This window comes from Pedobacter sp. Leaf132 (genome assembly GCF_920984695.1).
GTDB lineage: Bacteria > Bacteroidota > Bacteroidia > Sphingobacteriales > Sphingobacteriaceae > Pedobacter.
Map to the genome: position 1 here is coordinate 357,791 of NZ_CAKLBO010000002.1, position 17,074 is coordinate 374,864.

The following is a 17,074-nucleotide window of genomic DNA, read 5'->3' on the forward strand; positions in this document are numbered from 1 at the left end:
TTCTTCGTTTAAATTTTGATTTATAACATCATCTATCAGATAACTGTTTTATAAGATTCACAACCTTTTAGAATTTGTTTAAAATCCAAACTTCTTTCAATACATAATGTTCTAATATTATAAAATTGAAGAATGCTAGCAGAAATAACGGGTTTACAGGATAATATTTTCGGCGTTAGAGCCACAGGTGAAGTAACAAGCGAGGATATAAAAACTGTTTTATTACCCGGGTTGGCAAGAACAGTGGAAAAATTTGGCGAAATAAGGTATTTACTGATTTTAGAGACCGATGTGAAAAACTTCACTGCTGGAGCTTGGATTCAGGATGCTAAACCCGGGTTAGAAAATTTCACAAAGTGGAAAAAAATTGCAGTGCTTAGTCACGAAAAAGGAGTGGAGTGGTTTACAAATGTTTTTACAATTGCAACACCAGGAAGTTCAAAAGGATTTAAGCCAGATGAAGTTGAAGCCGCATAAGAATGGCTAAAAGTTTAATTGTGTAAAGGAAAATTAATTATGAAAAATTCGAAAACATCAGCAGAAAAAAGCAAAGCAACTGCACCAAAAGAATCAAAAGCAAAAGGAGCAGGCGATAAAGTAACCTCGGCAAAGGATGCAGAAAAGGTTAGTGTAGAGAAAACATCTAAAGAAAAATCTAAGAAAAAATAATTGTAGATATATAAAATAGCTGAAATCGATTATTGCCTAAGCTTTAGATTTTTTTAAAAGTGCATAAATTTTATCCATCAGCTCATCAATATTAAAAGGCTTTGCCATAAAATCATCTGCAGCAATATCATCAAGCATATAGTTTGTCGAGTTATATCTTGCCGAAATCATTAAAACAGGAATATGTTTGGTTTCTGGATTTTGTTTTAATTCTTTCAATAAAACCCTGCCATCAATATCCGGAAGCATTATGTCCATAATGATAACATCAGGTAAAAAATCATGAACATGTTTAATAAAGTCGGCACCTTTATTTAAACCTTCAACATCAAAAGCTTCGCTTTCAAGTATTAGGGTAATTACATCTAAAATTGCATGGTTGTCTTCTACAACCAAAATGTGTTTTTTTGCCAACGGGATGAACTTTTAATTTTGAACAAATATATAATAAAAAATAAACCGCAAAACTGAAATGAAAAATTTTAAATCTATTTAAAGTACAGGAGTTTGTAAAGCCGATAAATCTGATACTTTTGTATACAAATATTTTTATGAATAATTTCTCAGTAGATTTAACCAATTGTGACAAAGAGCCAATTCACATTCCCGGCAAAGTGCAATCACATGGCTTTCTTGTTGCGGTAAAAAAAGCTAATCATACTATATCATATATTAGTGAAAATGCTGAAACTTTTTTGGGTGAATCTGCTAAAAACTTTCTGAACAAATCTGTAAGCATTTTAAATAGTTTTTTCACCCAAAATGAGATTCAATTTGATATTGAAGATTTATTGAGGCTTGGAGTGATAAGAAAGAGTTTTCATGCTATAAGTCCACATCCAACTGCTATAGGCGTTAAGCCTTACTACCTAATAATTTCTGAATCGGTAGATAATTGGTTATTGGAGTTTGAACCGGTAACATTACAATACGATCTTCAAAGTGCTATTGGCCGTTCTGCATCAGCTATGCTGCAAGGGAAAACAGTTGCTGCACTTTTAAAAGGCGCCGCTATTGAGGTTAAAAAGCTCATCGATTACGATAGAGTAATGGTTTACAAATTTCAGGAAGAAGGACATGGTGAGGTGGTTGCCGAAGAGCTGGAATCAAAATTAGAGCCTTTTTTTGGTTTGCACTACCCGGCATCAGATATTCCTAAACAAGCAAGAGAATTATATAAACTTAATTTAACCCGTTTAATTGCTGATGTAAACACAGAGGATGCTAAAATTATTACTTTTGAAGAAGACAAACCACTAGATTTAACCAATGGTGTTTTAAGAGCCGTTTCGCCAATTCATATTCAATACTTAAAAAATATGGGTGTGCATTCTAGCTTTAGCATATCACTTATTTGTAAAGGAGAACTTTGGGGCTTAATCGCATGTCATAATTACAGTGCTAAATTTATCGATTATAAAGCAAGAGAAGGCTCTAAATTAATCGGTGAAATCCTTTCTTCGGCTTTAGAATATCGCCAGGGCGAGGAAGACTCTGAAATTATTGAAAAATTTAAAGATACTGCTACCATATTAACAGAGCATTTATCAAGAGATAAATATTTAATAGATGCATTAGCGGGTCATAAAAAATCACTTTTCGATATCACGCTAGGAACAGGTGTAGCCATAATTTTTGAAAATAAATTAAAAACCTTAGGCAATGTTCCTGCTGATGAAGATATATGGGAATTAGCAGAGTGGTTGAAGAGCATTAATGAAGAATCCATTTATTATACACATCGATTACCTGAAATTTTTCATCCTGCTAAAAAATACAAAAATTTAGGTTCGGGTATTTTGGCGTGTAACTTAAGTAAAGATTTAAACGAAATGATAATCTGGTTTAAACCAGAACAAATTACCACAGTTCAATGGGCGGGTAACCCAGAAAAACCAACAGAAATATTGCCTGATGGCTTAGAAGGTTTATCTCCAAGAAAATCTTTTGAGAAATGGTCTCAGGTTGTTAATAACACTTCCGAAAAATGGCTTGCAGAAGAAATTGCATCTGTTCTTCGCATTCGCGAGGTTATTATTACCGATGTAAATAAAAAGGCTAACGAAATCAGATTGTTAAATGAAAAGCTACAGGCAGCTTATGATGAGTTGGATACCTTTGGCTATACAATTTCTCACGATTTAAGAACACCTCTTACCTCTGTAAAAACCTATACCGAATTATTGCTTAAAAATAAAAGTATTGATGAAGGCGGCAGAAAGATGCTGGAAAGGATATTAACAGGTGCCAACAAAATGAATTTCTTAATCAAAGAGATACTAAATTTAGCGAGGGTTGGCCGCTCTGAAATTGATTTTGAAGTGGTTGATATGGAATCTTTAATTAAAGAAATTACCCATGAAGTGTGGAATGCTTTTAAAGCAGACAATGCCGAACTAATTTTAGGGCAATTAACAGATTTAAAGGGAGATAAAACATTCATTGCGCAAGCATTTACAAATCTGATTAGTAATGCGGTTAAATATTCATCTAAAGCAACAAAACCAAAAATCGAGGTATCTTCATATATAGATGGAGATGAGATAATTTATACAATTACCGATAATGGTATAGGAATTGATAATCGTTATTACGATAGGGTTTTTGAGCTTTTTAAGCGCATGGACAACGTTAAAGAGATAGATGGAACTGGAGTAGGCTTGGCTATTGTAAAAAGAGTTGTAGAAAAACATAATGGCAGAGTTTGGTTTGATAGTAAACTAAATGAAGGTTCTACATTTTACGTAGCTTTTAAAAAATAATAAGATGAAAACGCCCGATATATTTTACGTAGAAGACGATATGGACTATGCATTTTTTATGCAGAGTGCAATTCAGGAAGTGAAAGACAGTTTAAACTTAACGATTGTTGAGGATGGAACAGAAGCGCTTCGAAAACTTCAAAACTTTGCCGATACTAAAACAAAACCCAAGCTGATATTGCTGGATTTAAACTTACCAGGCTTATCTGGTTTAGATTTACTTAAATTTATCCGAGATATTCCTTATTTAAAGTCTGTACCGGTAATATTGTTTTCTACCTCTGATAATCCTGATGATATTAAAGCATCAATAGAGTTTGGAGCTAATGCTTACTTAACTAAACCAAACGGATACGACAATTTGGTACAATGTGTACATTCGGTACACGATTTCTGGTTTAACCAGCATTTACGCTTAAATTAATTTTTACTTATATAGATTGAAGATTCGGTTTACGCCGAATCTTTTCTTTTTTACAACCATCGATATTTTAAATCACAATGATTGCCAATTTATTAAGAAATCAAACCGGAGATAAACACCAACAGTTAGAATCATTAATGTTTGTTAACGATATTATGAACAAAACTTTAAGCATCGAAAATTATAAAAAGTTGCTTACCATTAATTACATCATCCATCAAAAATTAGAACATAGCTTGGCAAATATGTTAGATGACAGCATTGCAAGCCAGCTCGATATGAAAAATAGATTGAAGCTTGAATCATTACAAAAGGATTTGACTTATTGGAACATTGATGTTTTAACCTTACCTCCATTAAATTTTGAATTGTATTTGCCAGCGCCCAATAATGCTGAAGTTTTAGGTGCGCTTTATGTACTAGAAGGCGCCACATTAGGCGGAAACGTGATTAAGAAGCATATTTTAGCCAATTCTAACTTTGAAGGCAAAGAAGCTGGTTTAAATTATTATGGTGTTTATGGTGATGATTTAAGCGCAAAATGGAAAACTTTTGTTGCTGTGTTAAATGAAACGGTGCAGGAGCAAGACTACGATAGAACCATTAATAGCGCCAATAAAACCTTTGAAAATCTGATAAAATTATCCAAACAGATGAACTGGAATACACCTGTTTTTTTAGGTTGAAAATCCAAAATATACCCTCATTATATTGCAAAGGCATGTTAGGGCTTTTCAAAATGTGCAAAACTTCTTTCAAATTTATATTTGCATTCTCTTGTTAATTCGAGGTAAATATGTATTATTGATGAAATAAATTTTTTAAACCTTAAAAACATCAATTAGCGATGGAAAAATTCTCAAAAGTTAAAGCTGCTGTAGCTGCAATAGAAGCAGATGTAGAAAAATTTTATAACGCTGGCAATGCAGCTGCTGGTACTCGTGTGCGTAAAGCAATGCAAGATCTTAAAGTTTTAGCACAAGAAATCCGTGCAGAAGTAACTGACAAGAAAAACTCTGGAAAATAATAATTTCGCGAGTACAAATAAAAAGGTCCCGACTATAAATCGGGACCTTTTTGCTTTTGTACCATTTCCATAAGGGTAATGGTGAATGTCTGTTAGCATAGTCAATTCACTATTATTCAATCCCGACATCAAATCTAACCTGAATAATTTTCTTGTACATTTATTTCTATCTACTAATGGATGCAGATTGCTCAATTCAGCTCAAATTATCATTTATTTGGCTATACGAGGCATCAAAATATAATTTTGTTTGCTATTATTAATAATTGAATATCAGCTATTTAGATTTATATTGCTCAAGTAAATAATTATATAGCTGAGCTTTAATTGCTGTATTTGGGCTTTAAATTCAAAATAAAATTCTGTTTAATAATTTTATGTACTGTAAATCAATTTGTTACATACTAATATTGATGTCTTTTATAAGCTAATCCAAAATCAATGCGCATCGTTTTAAAGCGCTCAATCACGGTAGCTATAAACTCTTCATCTAAGATTTCAAACACATCATTTACGCCACCCCCACTTAAGTCTAACTCTGCTAATTTATAGCTTTGTTCAAATGTGCCCTGTTCAAATTTCACTATGAACTTTTGGTTCATCGAAAAAATTGATATTTTACATTCCGGGTGCGGAAGTTCTGCTACAACTCTCATGGTTTTATATTGTTTAAATAAATTTATTGTGTTTTTAAAGAGATATGGATTGTCTGTTTAGGCTCCCTGTACATTGTATTATTGCGAAACGAGCAAATAATTCTTCCGAATACCATTTCCGTTGCCTGGTTAATTTTATAACGTCTGAGTGGTCGACAGATTTATAGGCATAATTTTTCATCGCCTCTACATTCTCCCAAATAGAAAAAGTTGCCTGATCTAAATAAGGGTTTTCACCAACGCCGGCAGATATTATAAATCCTTCTGCTTTGCGCATTTCTTTTGCAGCTTTAGAAATGTTGTCTCTAAATTCTTTACGCTTATTTAATTTAATGGCGGCTCTTGTAATTACTGCCACTTTTCCAGATTTATTTTCATTAGATTTTTCAATCTTAAATGGCTGTTTTCCTGACCATAAACCATGTGATGTTAAAGGTTTAAGTAATACAGTAAATTCTTCAATACCAAACATGCGAAACCATTTAATTGGGAATGAATGTTTGTAGAAGTCATCGCAATCTGCTTTATTCTCCCACGCTGTCAATATTGCCCAATGCTTAAAATCCGGACCTAAATCTACTTGTGCATCTTTTCCGGCACCCATCAATTTCCAGAATGAGCACTTTCTATTTAGTATTAATGGTAGCCTCAAAATAGCCATTCCTATAAAAGCGAATGGTATTGTTATGGGTTTAAACTTTGTTATGGTTAATGCTACAATCATTTATTAATCATTAATTCATTCAAAACTAATCAAATTATAAGTCCATGTTTTCAAATTTTTGTCATTATCAAAGTGAAATCTTAAAAACATGGTTATCATGATTAACTTTGCTTGCATTATGGCAGAAGATTTAACTATTGATAGAAACAAAACAAAGGCAGAACAATATGAATCATTAATCCCTCAAATTATGGCATTGCTTGATGGGGAAGAAGATTTCGTTGCGAATATGGCTAATGTATCAGCAGCACTTAAAGAGCAGTTTAACTGGTTTTGGGTAGGTTTTTATCTTGTAAAGAATGATGAATTAGTTTTGGGTCCATTTCAAGGTCCGGTTGCTTGTACCCGCATTAAAAAAGGCAAAGGTGTTTGTGGCGCTTCATGGGCACAATCCAAAACGCTTATTGTACCAAATGTTGATGAATTTCCTGGTCATATTGCGTGTGCAACTGCATCTAAATCAGAAATCGTTTTGCCATTGATAAAGGATGGTGAAGTAATTGGTGTGCTTGATGTAGATAGTGAATACTTAAATCATTATGATAATATTGATAGTGTTTATTTACAGCAGGTTATATCAATTTTATTAAAGTAATAAGTTAATTATTTTGAAGCTAAAAGCCGAATATTATTTAAATTCTGATGCAATTTTTCTGGCAAAGGATTTATTAGGAAAGGTGCTCTATACCAACATTGATAATGAATTAACTGCTGGCATTATTGTCGAAACTGAAGCTTATTTTGGTGTTAAAGATAAAGCTTCACATGCTTATGGAGGCAGAAGAACCGGCAGAACAGAAACGATGTATAGCGAAGGTGGTGTTGCTTATGTTTATCTCTGTTATGGTATGCACCATCTTTTTAATGTTGTAAGCGCTGCCAAAGATGAACCGCATGCGATTTTGATAAGGGCGATTGAGCCAATTCTTGGAATTGATATCATTGAGCAAAGGCGTAACATGTTACTTTCAAAACCAGCAATTTCATCCGGACCAGGTTCGGCGGCAAAGGCTTTGGGTATTGATAAAACTTTTAATGCTAAAAACTTAACAGGTGATGAAATCTGGATAGAGGATTATGGTATAAAATATGAGGACATTGAAATAGCTGCTACGCCTCGTGTTGGGATTGCTTATGCAAAGGAACATGCTCTATTACCCTGGCGTTTTTTTGTTAAAGGAAATAAATATGTTAGTAAACCAAATAAGGTTTAAACTAAAACATTTCTAACATACCGCTGTTTTTCATCTATATAAAATTAAGCTATGAAAAACGAGAAAAATATATCAATTCTAAAAGAAATGGCTGAAAGTGTAAGAACATGTATGTTTACTACAGTTTCAACTAAGGATGAATTCGGTAGTCGCCCAATGGGTACTGCAAAAATTGAAGAAGATGGAAGTATTTGGTTTTTTACCAATGAATATTCATTAAAATCGAAAGAAATTTCAAAAGATAATAATGTTCTGCTTGCTTATAGTGAGCCGTCTAAAAACACTTATCTAACTGTAAAGGGGAAGGCAGAATTAGTAGATGATAAAGTTAGAAAAGAAGCTTATTTTAATCCATTTGTTAAAGCATGGTTTCCTGATGGCGTTGAAGACCCAAGATTGATTTTGATAAAAGTTACACCAGAAGAAGCAGAATACTGGGATTCATCATCATCAAAAATTGTAGTTTTATTTAGCATATTAAAGGCTGTTGTTACTGGCGATACACCAGATATTGGCAAACACGACACGATAAAATTTTAACAATTATCAAAACAGATTGAAGCAGGATTGGAAACAATGCCTGCTTTTTTTGTAATATTGAGGCAATGAATTTTGAAAATAATTTAGCTTTCGCAAAGCACTTGGATGAAACAGATTCTTTAAAAGAATTTAGGTCTGAATTTCTATTTCCAAAACATAAAAATGGAGAGTTTATATATCTGTGCGGCAATTCTTTAGGTTTGCAACCTAAAGTAGCAAGAGAGGTTTTAAATCGTCAGCTAGATAATTGGGCAAACTATGCTGTAGAGGGCTGGTTTGATGGTGAGGAACCTTGGATGTTTTACCATAAAGCGCTTAAAAATTTGATGGCCCCGATTGTTGGGGCATCACCAATGGAGGTTTGTCCGATGAATACGCTAACGGTAAACCTTCATTTATTGATGGTGAGTTTTTATCAACCAAAAGGCAAACGCTTTAAAATTATAATGGAAGGTGGTGCTTTTCCTTCCGATCAATATGCCATTGAAAGTCAGGTTAAGTTTCATGGCTTTAATCCAAATGAAGCAATTATAGAGGTATTTCCAAGGGAAGGCGAAGAAATTTTAAGGAATGAAGATATTGTTGCTAAAATCAAAGAAAATGGCGAGGAAATAGCCTTAGTCCTTTTTGGAGGAATTAATTATTATACCGGCCAATGGTATGATATGGAGAAAATCACTACGGCTGGTCACGATGTTGGTGCAATTGTGGGCTGGGATTTAGCCCATGCTGCAGGTAATGTGCCGTTACAGTTGCACAATTGGGATGTAGATTTTGCATGCTGGTGTTCATATAAATATCAAAATTCTGGTCCTGGTGGAATTAGTGGCATTTTCGTCCATCAAAAACATCATAACAATACCAGCCTGAATCGCTTTGCGGGATGGTGGGGTTATCAGGAAAGTAAACGTTTTAAAATGGAAAAGGGCTTTGTTGCGGAAGCAGGTGCAGATGGTTGGCAGGTGAGTTGTACGCAGGTAATGCCAATGGCGCTTTACCACGCGTCGCTACAAATTTTTGATAAAGCCGGCAATGTAGAAGCGCTTAGGAATAAAAGTATAAGTTTAACTGGATATTTAGAATTTATTATCAATCAGGTTAATAAAGAAATTAATTTGTTGCAGTTTAAAATAATTACACCTAAAAACCCCATAGATAGAGGATCGCAACTTTCTATCATCGCAGCGCAAAAAGGAAAAGAGATTTTTGATGGTTTGATTGATTTCGGGGTGCTTGGAGATTGGCGTGAGCCAAACGTGATACGCTTAAGTCCGATTCCCTTGTATAATTCTTTTGAAGATATTTATTTAACCGGACAAGCGTTATTAAAAGTATGCAAACAAGTTTTAAACATTAACATAAGCTAAATGATTAATTATAATCCTAAAGATTGGTTTACTTTCATATTTAATGTTCATAAGGCTGATACCATCCGGAAATTATGGCCGCTGATGTTAAGCGTTTCAATTTTCTCGGCATTAGTGGCTTTCTTGGAATTGAATGTTTTTAAACTTTCTAAAAGTGATTATGTAAGTAATATCGGCATGATGCACAGTTTACTTGGCTTTGTAATATCGATGCTACTGGTATTTAGAACAAATACATCTTACGACAGGTGGTGGGATGGCAGGAAGCTTTTAGGAAACTTAACCAATGTTAGCCGAAACTTTTCAATGAAAATTAAGGCTTTAAATCTATCCAACGATGACGTTCGTTTCTTTGAATATGGTATTCCAAAATATGCCTTTGCTTTAAAAGAACATTTACGTGAGAAACAATATTTTGGTAAAAACAGTTTTTTGATAGAGGTTGAAGCCGGTAAACATATCCCCAATCAAATTGCGAGCAGTATGATTTCCAGATTGTACGCTTTAACGGCAAGCCAGCAAATCTCTCAAGAGCAATTAATCGTGTTAACAAATGACGTGAACCAATTTACTGATATTTGTGGCGGCTGTGAACGAATAAAAAATACACCGATTCCATTTTCTTATAGTGCCTTCATAAAGAAATTCATTTTTATTTATGTGCTTACCATACCAATTGGTTGGGTTTTCAGTTTAGGCTATTACCTGGTATTAATCGTTCCCTTTATTCTTTATGTATTAGCGAGTTTAGAGCTGATAGCTGAGGAAATTGAGAATCCATTTGGAGAGGATGCAAACGACTTACCGGTTGATCAGATTTGTGACAATATCGAAAAGCACGTGGAGGAAATATTAGGTAAATGATAAAAGTTGCCTGGCATCCGCTGTATGCACATCCACTGCCCGAAGGGCATCGTTTCCCGATGCTTAAATATGAATTAATTCCCGGACAACTTTTGCACGAAGGTACAATCTCTGAAGAAAACATTTTTCATCCGGAGCCTTTGGCTGAAGAACATGTACTTCTTACGCATGATGTTTCTTATTGGAAACATTTGAAAAATTTGACGCTTCCTGCTAAAGAACAAAGAAGAATAGGTTTTCCGCTTAATGCTCAGCTAATTGAACGCGAATTACGGATTGCCCAAGGAACAATAGATGGGGCACAATTTGCAATGGCTAATGGAATTGCATTTAATGTTGCAGGTGGAACGCATCATGCAGGTAGCAATTGGGGAGAAGGATTTTGTATGCTTAACGACCAAGCTATTGCTGTTAACTATTTATTAAATAAGAAATTAGCTTATCGCATATTAATTATTGATTTAGATGTTCATCAAGGTAACGGCACAGCAGAAATTTTTCAAAATCATCCAAAAGTTTATACTTTTTCCATGCATGGCGATAAAAATTTTCCGTTTAGAAAAGAGCTATCAAACTTAGATGTTGCATTAAACGATGGTATTGGAGATGATGAATATCTTTCCATAATGCTTAGTAATTTAGAAAAGGCATTTCTGGAAGCTAAACCAGATTTTGTATTTTACTTATCAGGTGTTGATGTTTTAGCCACCGATAAGTTAGGGAAACTTTCGCTAAGCAAAATGGCCTGTAAGGAGCGGGATAATATTGTTTTGCAAGCGTGTAGGAGTAAAGGCCTGCCTGTCCAAGTAAGCATGGGAGGCGGTTATTCTGCAGATATTAAAGATATAGTTGATGCGCATTGTAATACTTACCGATTAGCATTTGACTTGTTTACTTAACAATATCCTTATCTTCGCCCATGCTCGAAATCATTTATCAGGATGAACATTTAATTGCAATAAATAAACCGCATGGATTATTAGTGCACCAATCATCAATTGCCAGAGATGCTACCGAATTTGCGCTTCAAATGCTCCGAGACCAGGTTGGCAAACACGTAAGCCCGGTACATAGACTGGATAGAAAGACTAGTGGTATATTACTTTTTGCTTTTGATAAAGTAGCCGAAATTGCTATGCATCAACAGTTTATGAATACTGAAACTGATAAAAAATATCTTGCGATACTACGTGGTTTTGCCCCAGATATAATGGACATAGATTATCCCTTGGCTAAAGAAAACGGAACCATGCAGGATGCATTTACGTCATTTAAAACCCTGCAAAAGGCTGAGGTTGATATACCTTTGGGCAAACATGCAACCTCAAGATATTCATTAGTTGAAGCTACCCCAAAAACAGGAAGGATGCACCAGCTAAGACGGCATTTTAGTCATATTTTGCATCCAATAATTGGCGATAGAACACATGGCTGCAATAAGCAAAATAAATTCTTTTTAGAGCAATGGAATATGACAACCATGCTCTTACATGCATCCGAACTAAGCTTTTTTCATCCCATTAGTAAAGAAAGGATTTATTTGAAAGCGGATTTACATGACGAATTTAAAAGAGTAATGGATTTTATGAAAATGAAACTTTAGCACAATTTTTGTCAACAAATTCTGTTTATTAAACATCTATGATAAAATACTTACGTTTAACAGTTCCGGTTTTTGCGCTTTTTATGGCCAGTTGTTCTTCAGTTTACATGCCAAATGTTCCGAATACACCAATGCTCAGCAAGCAAGGCGAATTTAGTGGTGGCGGACATATTTCTTTAAAGGGTAATGCCAGTATAAATGGCGCTTATGCGGTTTCAAATCATTTTGGTGTTTTGTTTAGCGCTTCTACAATGAATAATGAACGAAAAACTAAAGATTTTGGACACAAGCTTGTTGAAATTGGTGGCGGATATTTTGACACCTTTGGACCAGATGATAACAGGATTATCGAAATCTATGCAGGCGTTGGAAAGGGCTGGAGCGACATAACTTTTAGAGATTATAAAAATGATATTTTAATAAGTAATGAAGTGCAGGAGGTTGATTTCCGCAAAGCCTTTTTGCAAGTTAATTATAGCTCAAAAAAGAAGAATAATTTAAGGTTGTTCGGAACAGATTTTCCGATTAATTATGGTACGGCATTAAGAATAAGCCATCTTACAATGGATAGGTTTTTTATAAATAGTGTTGTTCAACCTAAAGAAGATAACATTTTCTTTGAGCCAATTTTCTTTACACGTATGGCATTAAGTAAAAATTTTCAACTGCAATATACAACCAGCAGCAATATTGGTTTAAAAAGCAGAAAATACATGTCGGCAGGAAATTCAATTTTTACTATCGGCTTAATTGTTAATGTTGGCGGTAAATAATCAACATTTACATTTAAGGTATTAATTGTTTTCGGCCTTAGTATTTAGTGCTTTAGTTTTATTCTGGAATCTCAAAAACAATAGGATAGAGGCAGTTAATAAACCGAAAGTTAGACCATACCAAATCCCGTTAACGCCCAAATTAAACTTAAAGCCTAAAACATATCCAATAGGAATGCCTACAACCCAATATGCTAAAAATGTAATAAAAGTAGGCACATTAACATCTCCAATGCCGCGTAAAACTCCTAAACCTACAACTTGCGTACCATCAAATAATTGAAAAAAGCCAGCAATGATGAGTAATTGAGCAGCAATTTTAACCACATTTAAATCTTCTGTATAAATGAAAGGCATTAGGCTGTTTGCCAGGATGAAAATTATTGCTGTACAACTCATAAACAACAAAATAACGTGATAGCTAGCAATAGCGGATTTTCTTAAATCATCAAAATTATTTTTACCAAAATTATTACCTGTTTTAATTGTTGCTGCAGATGCAATGCCACTTGCAATCATATACGTCATTGCAGCCAGACTTATCGCAATTTGATGTGCGGCTTGTTCTGTTGCGCCAATAGTTCCAATTAGTACCGCTGCACCACTAAATGCACTAATTTCAAATGAATATTGCATAGCAACCGGTGCACCGATTTTGATAATTTTGATTGCCCTAACTTTATCAATAAAAGTTGCTTTAAAATTGATAAGATACTTTTTGAAATGTTTTGATCTTATCACATAAATCGCCATTACGGTAGCCATTAAAATTCTGTCAATCAATGTGCTAAGTCCAACACCGCTTACGCCCATCGGTTTAATGCCAAACATTCCTTTAACGAAAATGATTCCTAATATTATATTAATTGCATTGCCCCAAATAGATACAAACATGGCTTGTTTGGTAAAACCTAAACCTTCGGCAAATTGCTTGAATGTTTGAAACACCAGCAATGGAATAATAGATACAGAGAGAAAACCAAGATATGGCTTTGCATAATAAACTACAGCAGGTGTTTGTCCTAAATTATCGATAACAAGCAATACACCAAAATGAACAAGGCAGTAAAGTAAAATGCCTATCAAAACATTAATTATCAAACTGTTTGATAAGAGTTTTCCGCACTCTTCAGGATTAGAGCGTCCGTTTTCTTGAGCGATTAATGGCGTTAAACCATAAGAAATACCCAAACCGATAACCATAATTAAAATAAATATGCTGTTCACTAAAGATACGGCGGCAAGTTGCGTAGTATCTGTAAAATGACCAACGATTACGCTATCGGCCATGTGCACCAACGTATGGCCAACCTGCGAGCCTACAATCGGCAATGCCAAATGAAGGTTTTCTTTATAATAAGGTTTGTACTTTGAGTAAATTTCTGAAAACATAAGTCTGCGAAGTTCGACTTTTTAAACTTCAAAAAGAATGATAAATCGAACGAAAATCTAAGGGGTTATACTGCTGTGAAATACTCTTCCTTTTCGGAGGTATTGGATTTAATTACGTTTGCCAAAATAAGGTTTACAATAATTTTTTGCGCCTTGCGATAAGAGCTTCTCATTAATTTGCTGTATTCTTTAAGCGTTATTTTATCGTTTTTGTCCAGATATTCGAGTAGCTTTTTCTCGTTATCAGAATAAGAGATAAGCACACCGTTATTTTTATGGTCATTCTTTAAAACTTCGACAATAATTTTGCTTGCTAACACGCTTTTATCATCTATACGAATATATGCCCACCATTTGTTATCCTCATCTAAAGCATAATGTGGTTTGGTGTCGCTTTCCGGTATATTAGCAACCAAAATCAATTTATCATCTACATAAATTTCTTCAAAGTTTGGTTCAATTGCAGGTTTGCAAAATTGGTGTGCTGCAGTTAAAATCATATACCTTTCTTCATCTTCAGCTTTCACTCCCTTTATTGTACCATCATCAGCTACTCCAATTAATAATTTGCCGCCTTTATTATTTGCAAAAGCGACCAGGCTTTTGGCAATTTTGCCAGTATTGGTAATCGTTTTTTTGAAATCAAGCGTAACGCCTTCACCCTGCAAAATCAAACTCTTAATACTCGGCATATAAAATAGATTAGTAAGCAACTCTAGGCTGTTCGCCCTGGTGCAGGTTTCTTATGTAAACTTCATTCATTACTGTGGCGCAAAGTTCGCCCTGTTTATTCGTAATTTCCATAGGATAGGCTTTTACAAACTTGCCTACGGTTTTCAAAGCTTGTTCTGCTTCTAAAATCATTTCTTCGGTAACGTTTATCGTAAAAAATAAATCCGAACGCCCGGGTTTTAAGTATTGAATTGATGCACTTTTAAGCCAAACCCTTACTTTTAAACCTCTGCGTTGCATCAACTGATCAAAAAGTAAAGCATAAAAAGGATCTGTTGCAGCATAAATGGTTCCGCCAAAAATAGAACCATTATAATTTTTATTTAAAAAGCTTTTACTCAGCTTAACCGTACAACTTGTAAAATCGTTCTCAAATTTTTGAACCCAAATGCGCTGAAAGAATAGTGGTGGATAAAGGCGCATAACCCATTTAAGGGTGTTTTGAGAAATAATCATAATTACTAATATCAGAAAGTTTTACCACCTTTTAAAGTTTTACAAAGTATGCTTAAGTAAAACTTTGGTAGAAGAAATTTGGAATGATTTGATATTGAATGAGTTGCTTTTATACAATTAACATATAATCCTTTGATAAAAAAATAAATCGACAATTAAATTTTAAAATAATTGTAAAACTAAATGATTAAAAGGTTGTTTGATATTAAGTAACAAGAAAACAGTGAACCATCATATAAATGATTGTTTCATTTTATAAAAATTAAAACTCAACCCTAATGAAAAATTTAATCTTAAGTCTTGCTTTCGCTGGCACGTTAATGGTAGCCACTACAGCATGCAACTCATCAAAAAACATGGCCGGTTCTTCTGATAGTACAATGGCTGATTCAACTGCAACAACTGCACCAATGGATACTACTAAAACTTCTACAACTCCAATGGATACAGCCAAGACAACAACGCCACCCGATACCATGAAAAAGACAATTCCTCCGATGTAGAGGAAAAAAGCCCCGAAACATTCGGGGCTTTTTTCGTTTACGGCTTTTTTTTATTTGTGCTTATTTGTACTTTCAGCGATTAAACCAAATAAACTAATGGAGCCTAAACCTTCCAATAACCGCAACGTTATTTTCTTAGTCATTGTAGCCGCTCTAGGCTACTTCGTTGATATATACGACCTCGTACTCTTTTCTGTTGTTCGATTAAAAAGTTTTGCCGATATAGGCGTTTCGCCTGAGCACATGCGTACCGATGGTGAATACGTTATCAACATGCAAATGTTCGGGCTTTTGCTTGGTGGCTTGCTTTGGGGTATTATCGGCGATAAATTTGGTAGAATTAAAGTACTTTTCGGTTCTATCTTAATGTATTCTCTTGCCAACATAGCTAATGGATTTGTTACCGATGTACATAGCTATGCCATTATTCGTTTTATAGCTGGGATAGGTTTGGCCGGTGAACTTGGCGCAGGCATCACTCTGGTAACCGAAACAATGGATAAAGAAAAACGCGGCTACGGAACAATGGTAGTTGCCGGGATTGGTTTATTAGGCGCTGCCGCCGCTGCAACTGTTGGGAAGCATTTTTCCTGGCAAACATCGTATTTTGTTGGTGGAGGAATGGGTTTGTTGCTCTTATTGTTACGTGTTGGCACTTTTGAATCTGGCATGTTCAAAAAAGCCGAAGAAGCAACAGGTGTTTCAAAAGGTAACTTCTTTATGTTGTTTTCAGATAGAAAACGATTTTTAAAATACCTCGCTTGCATCTGTTTAGGTTTGCCATTATGGTTTATTGTAGGCATTTTGGTCACCCAATCGCCAGAAATTGGTAAAGCATTAGGCGCTAAAGAGGTTTTGAATGCAGGAACCGGAATTATGTATACTTATTTTGGTATTGCCATTGGCGATGTTGTTTGCGGTTTTCTGGCACAAATTTTAAAATCTAGAAAAAAAACGGTATTAATTTTTCAAAGCTTATCGGTAGTAACGGTAATTATCTATTTAACAAGAACGCAATTAACCGAGAATAATTATATACTAATTTGCCTGTTTATGGGTTTTGCAGTAGGTTATTGGGCAACTTTTGTTACCATTGCTGCTGAGCAATTTGGCACCAACATCCGTTCTACAGTAACCACAACGGCACCAAATTTTGTACGTGGCGCACTCATCCCAATAACTTTAACATTCGAATATTTTGTTCAGCAGTTTAACATTATAACAGCCGCTTTTATTGTAATGGGCATTGTAACTGTAATTGCTACGATTTCTGTAACCTATTTAAAAGAAAGTTTCAATAAAGATTTAAACTATTTGGAAGAGTAGAATTTTTCAGAAACTGTCAATAAAATGTAAATCTAAACATTA

At 34.5% G+C, this 17,074-nt stretch carries 22 protein-coding genes; 16 read left to right on the forward strand and 6 right to left on the reverse strand.

The window, feature by feature from the left end; genetic code table 11:
* Positions 1–132 precede the first annotated feature (132 nt).
* Positions 133–477, forward strand: a complete 345-nt coding sequence (locus tag LUA86_RS05300; RefSeq protein WP_231459556.1) for an STAS/SEC14 domain-containing protein — start codon at positions 133–135, stop codon at positions 475–477.
* 39 nt (positions 478–516) lie between these two features.
* Positions 517–669, forward strand: coding sequence for a hypothetical protein (locus LUA86_RS05305; RefSeq protein WP_231459557.1), 153 nt, complete (start codon positions 517–519; stop codon positions 667–669).
* A 36-nt stretch (positions 670–705) separates the two neighbouring features.
* Here the strand turns inward: LUA86_RS05305 and LUA86_RS05310 are convergent, their stop codons facing one another.
* On the reverse strand, positions 706–1,083 hold the full coding sequence (locus LUA86_RS05310) for a response regulator transcription factor (protein ID WP_231459558.1): 378 nt from the start codon (positions 1,081–1,083) through the stop codon (positions 706–708).
* A gap of 137 nt (positions 1,084–1,220) precedes the next feature.
* On the opposite strand from LUA86_RS05310, the gene LUA86_RS05315 reads away from it, so the two are divergent.
* The 4 genes from LUA86_RS05315 to LUA86_RS05330 all read left to right on the forward strand — a co-directional run bounded on the left by LUA86_RS05315 (position 1,221) and on the right by LUA86_RS05330 (position 4,882).
* Positions 1,221–3,431, forward strand: a complete 2,211-nt coding sequence (locus LUA86_RS05315; protein ID WP_231459560.1) for an ATP-binding protein — start codon at positions 1,221–1,223, stop codon at positions 3,429–3,431.
* Positions 3,432–3,435: 4 nt separating this feature from the next.
* A complete protein-coding gene (locus LUA86_RS05320) occupies positions 3,436–3,855 on the forward strand; it encodes a response regulator (protein ID WP_231459563.1) in 420 nt (139 codons plus the stop codon).
* 77 nt (positions 3,856–3,932) lie between these two features.
* The gene (locus LUA86_RS05325) at positions 3,933–4,541 is read left to right on the forward strand and encodes a biliverdin-producing heme oxygenase (RefSeq protein ID WP_231459564.1); all 609 of its coding nucleotides are present in this window, start codon (positions 3,933–3,935) and stop codon (positions 4,539–4,541) included.
* Positions 4,542–4,702: 161 nt separating this feature from the next.
* Complete coding sequence (locus tag LUA86_RS05330; RefSeq protein ID WP_010602585.1) at positions 4,703–4,882, forward strand: hypothetical protein; 180 nt, start codon at positions 4,703–4,705, stop codon at positions 4,880–4,882.
* 404 nt (positions 4,883–5,286) lie between these two features.
* Here the strand turns inward: LUA86_RS05330 and LUA86_RS05335 are convergent, their stop codons facing one another.
* The gene (locus tag LUA86_RS05335; protein WP_231459565.1) at positions 5,287–5,538 is read right to left on the reverse strand and encodes a hypothetical protein; all 252 of its coding nucleotides are present in this window, start codon (positions 5,536–5,538) and stop codon (positions 5,287–5,289) included.
* Positions 5,539–5,572: 34 nt separating this feature from the next.
* On the reverse strand, positions 5,573–6,262 hold the full coding sequence (locus tag LUA86_RS05340) for a DUF3291 domain-containing protein (protein ID WP_231459566.1): 690 nt from the start codon (positions 6,260–6,262) through the stop codon (positions 5,573–5,575).
* 118 nt (positions 6,263–6,380) lie between these two features.
* On the opposite strand from LUA86_RS05340, the gene LUA86_RS05345 reads away from it, so the two are divergent.
* The 8 genes from LUA86_RS05345 to LUA86_RS05380 all read left to right on the forward strand — a co-directional run bounded on the left by LUA86_RS05345 (position 6,381) and on the right by LUA86_RS05380 (position 12,623).
* The gene (locus tag LUA86_RS05345; RefSeq protein ID WP_231459949.1) at positions 6,381–6,857 is read left to right on the forward strand and encodes a GAF domain-containing protein; all 477 of its coding nucleotides are present in this window, start codon (positions 6,381–6,383) and stop codon (positions 6,855–6,857) included.
* A 13-nt stretch (positions 6,858–6,870) separates the two neighbouring features.
* Complete coding sequence (locus LUA86_RS05350) at positions 6,871–7,476, forward strand: DNA-3-methyladenine glycosylase (protein ID WP_231459567.1); 606 nt, start codon at positions 6,871–6,873, stop codon at positions 7,474–7,476.
* Between the two features lie 51 nt (positions 7,477–7,527).
* Positions 7,528–8,016: a pyridoxamine 5'-phosphate oxidase family protein gene (locus tag LUA86_RS05355; RefSeq protein WP_231459568.1), complete on the forward strand. Its 489-nt coding sequence runs from the start codon at positions 7,528–7,530 to the stop codon at positions 8,014–8,016.
* A gap of 65 nt (positions 8,017–8,081) precedes the next feature.
* Complete coding sequence (gene kynU / locus LUA86_RS05360) at positions 8,082–9,383, forward strand: kynureninase (protein ID WP_231459569.1); 1,302 nt, start codon at positions 8,082–8,084, stop codon at positions 9,381–9,383.
* Positions 9,384–10,247 (forward strand): bestrophin family protein, encoded by an 864-nt coding sequence (locus LUA86_RS05365; protein ID WP_231459571.1) that lies wholly within the window; start codon positions 9,384–9,386, stop codon positions 10,245–10,247. It abuts the gene before it with no gap.
* The gene (locus LUA86_RS05370; protein ID WP_231459572.1) at positions 10,244–11,146 is read left to right on the forward strand and encodes a histone deacetylase; all 903 of its coding nucleotides are present in this window, start codon (positions 10,244–10,246) and stop codon (positions 11,144–11,146) included. The genes LUA86_RS05365 and LUA86_RS05370 overlap by 4 nt, the downstream gene beginning before the upstream one ends.
* A 20-nt stretch (positions 11,147–11,166) precedes the next feature.
* Positions 11,167–11,850 carry a pseudouridine synthase gene (locus LUA86_RS05375; protein WP_231459573.1) on the forward strand — a complete coding sequence of 228 codons (684 nt, stop codon included), beginning with the start codon at positions 11,167–11,169 and terminating at the stop codon, positions 11,848–11,850.
* A 38-nt stretch (positions 11,851–11,888) separates the two neighbouring features.
* A complete protein-coding gene (locus tag LUA86_RS05380) occupies positions 11,889–12,623 on the forward strand; it encodes a hypothetical protein (RefSeq protein ID WP_231459575.1) in 735 nt (244 codons plus the stop codon).
* A 21-nt stretch (positions 12,624–12,644) separates the two neighbouring features.
* Here the strand turns inward: LUA86_RS05380 and LUA86_RS05385 are convergent, their stop codons facing one another.
* The 3 genes from LUA86_RS05385 to LUA86_RS05395 all read right to left on the reverse strand — a co-directional run bounded on the left by LUA86_RS05385 (position 12,645) and on the right by LUA86_RS05395 (position 15,203).
* Positions 12,645–14,015 (reverse strand): MATE family efflux transporter, encoded by a 1,371-nt coding sequence (locus LUA86_RS05385; protein ID WP_231459577.1) that lies wholly within the window; start codon positions 14,013–14,015, stop codon positions 12,645–12,647.
* A gap of 65 nt (positions 14,016–14,080) precedes the next feature.
* A complete protein-coding gene (locus LUA86_RS05390) occupies positions 14,081–14,707 on the reverse strand; it encodes a helix-turn-helix domain-containing protein (RefSeq protein WP_231459578.1) in 627 nt (208 codons plus the stop codon).
* Positions 14,708–14,717: 10 nt separating this feature from the next.
* Complete coding sequence (locus LUA86_RS05395) at positions 14,718–15,203, reverse strand: YiiD C-terminal domain-containing protein (RefSeq protein ID WP_231459579.1); 486 nt, start codon at positions 15,201–15,203, stop codon at positions 14,718–14,720.
* A gap of 278 nt (positions 15,204–15,481) precedes the next feature.
* On the opposite strand from LUA86_RS05395, the gene LUA86_RS05400 reads away from it, so the two are divergent.
* Together LUA86_RS05400 and LUA86_RS05405 are read left to right on the forward strand one after the other, a co-directional pair.
* Complete coding sequence (locus tag LUA86_RS05400; RefSeq protein ID WP_231459580.1) at positions 15,482–15,706, forward strand: coproporphyrinogen III oxidase; 225 nt, start codon at positions 15,482–15,484, stop codon at positions 15,704–15,706.
* A gap of 96 nt (positions 15,707–15,802) precedes the next feature.
* Entirely contained in the window at positions 15,803–17,032 is a 1,230-nt protein-coding gene (locus LUA86_RS05405; RefSeq protein ID WP_231459581.1) for an MFS transporter, read from the forward strand.
* The last annotated feature ends 42 nt before the right edge of the window (positions 17,033–17,074 follow it).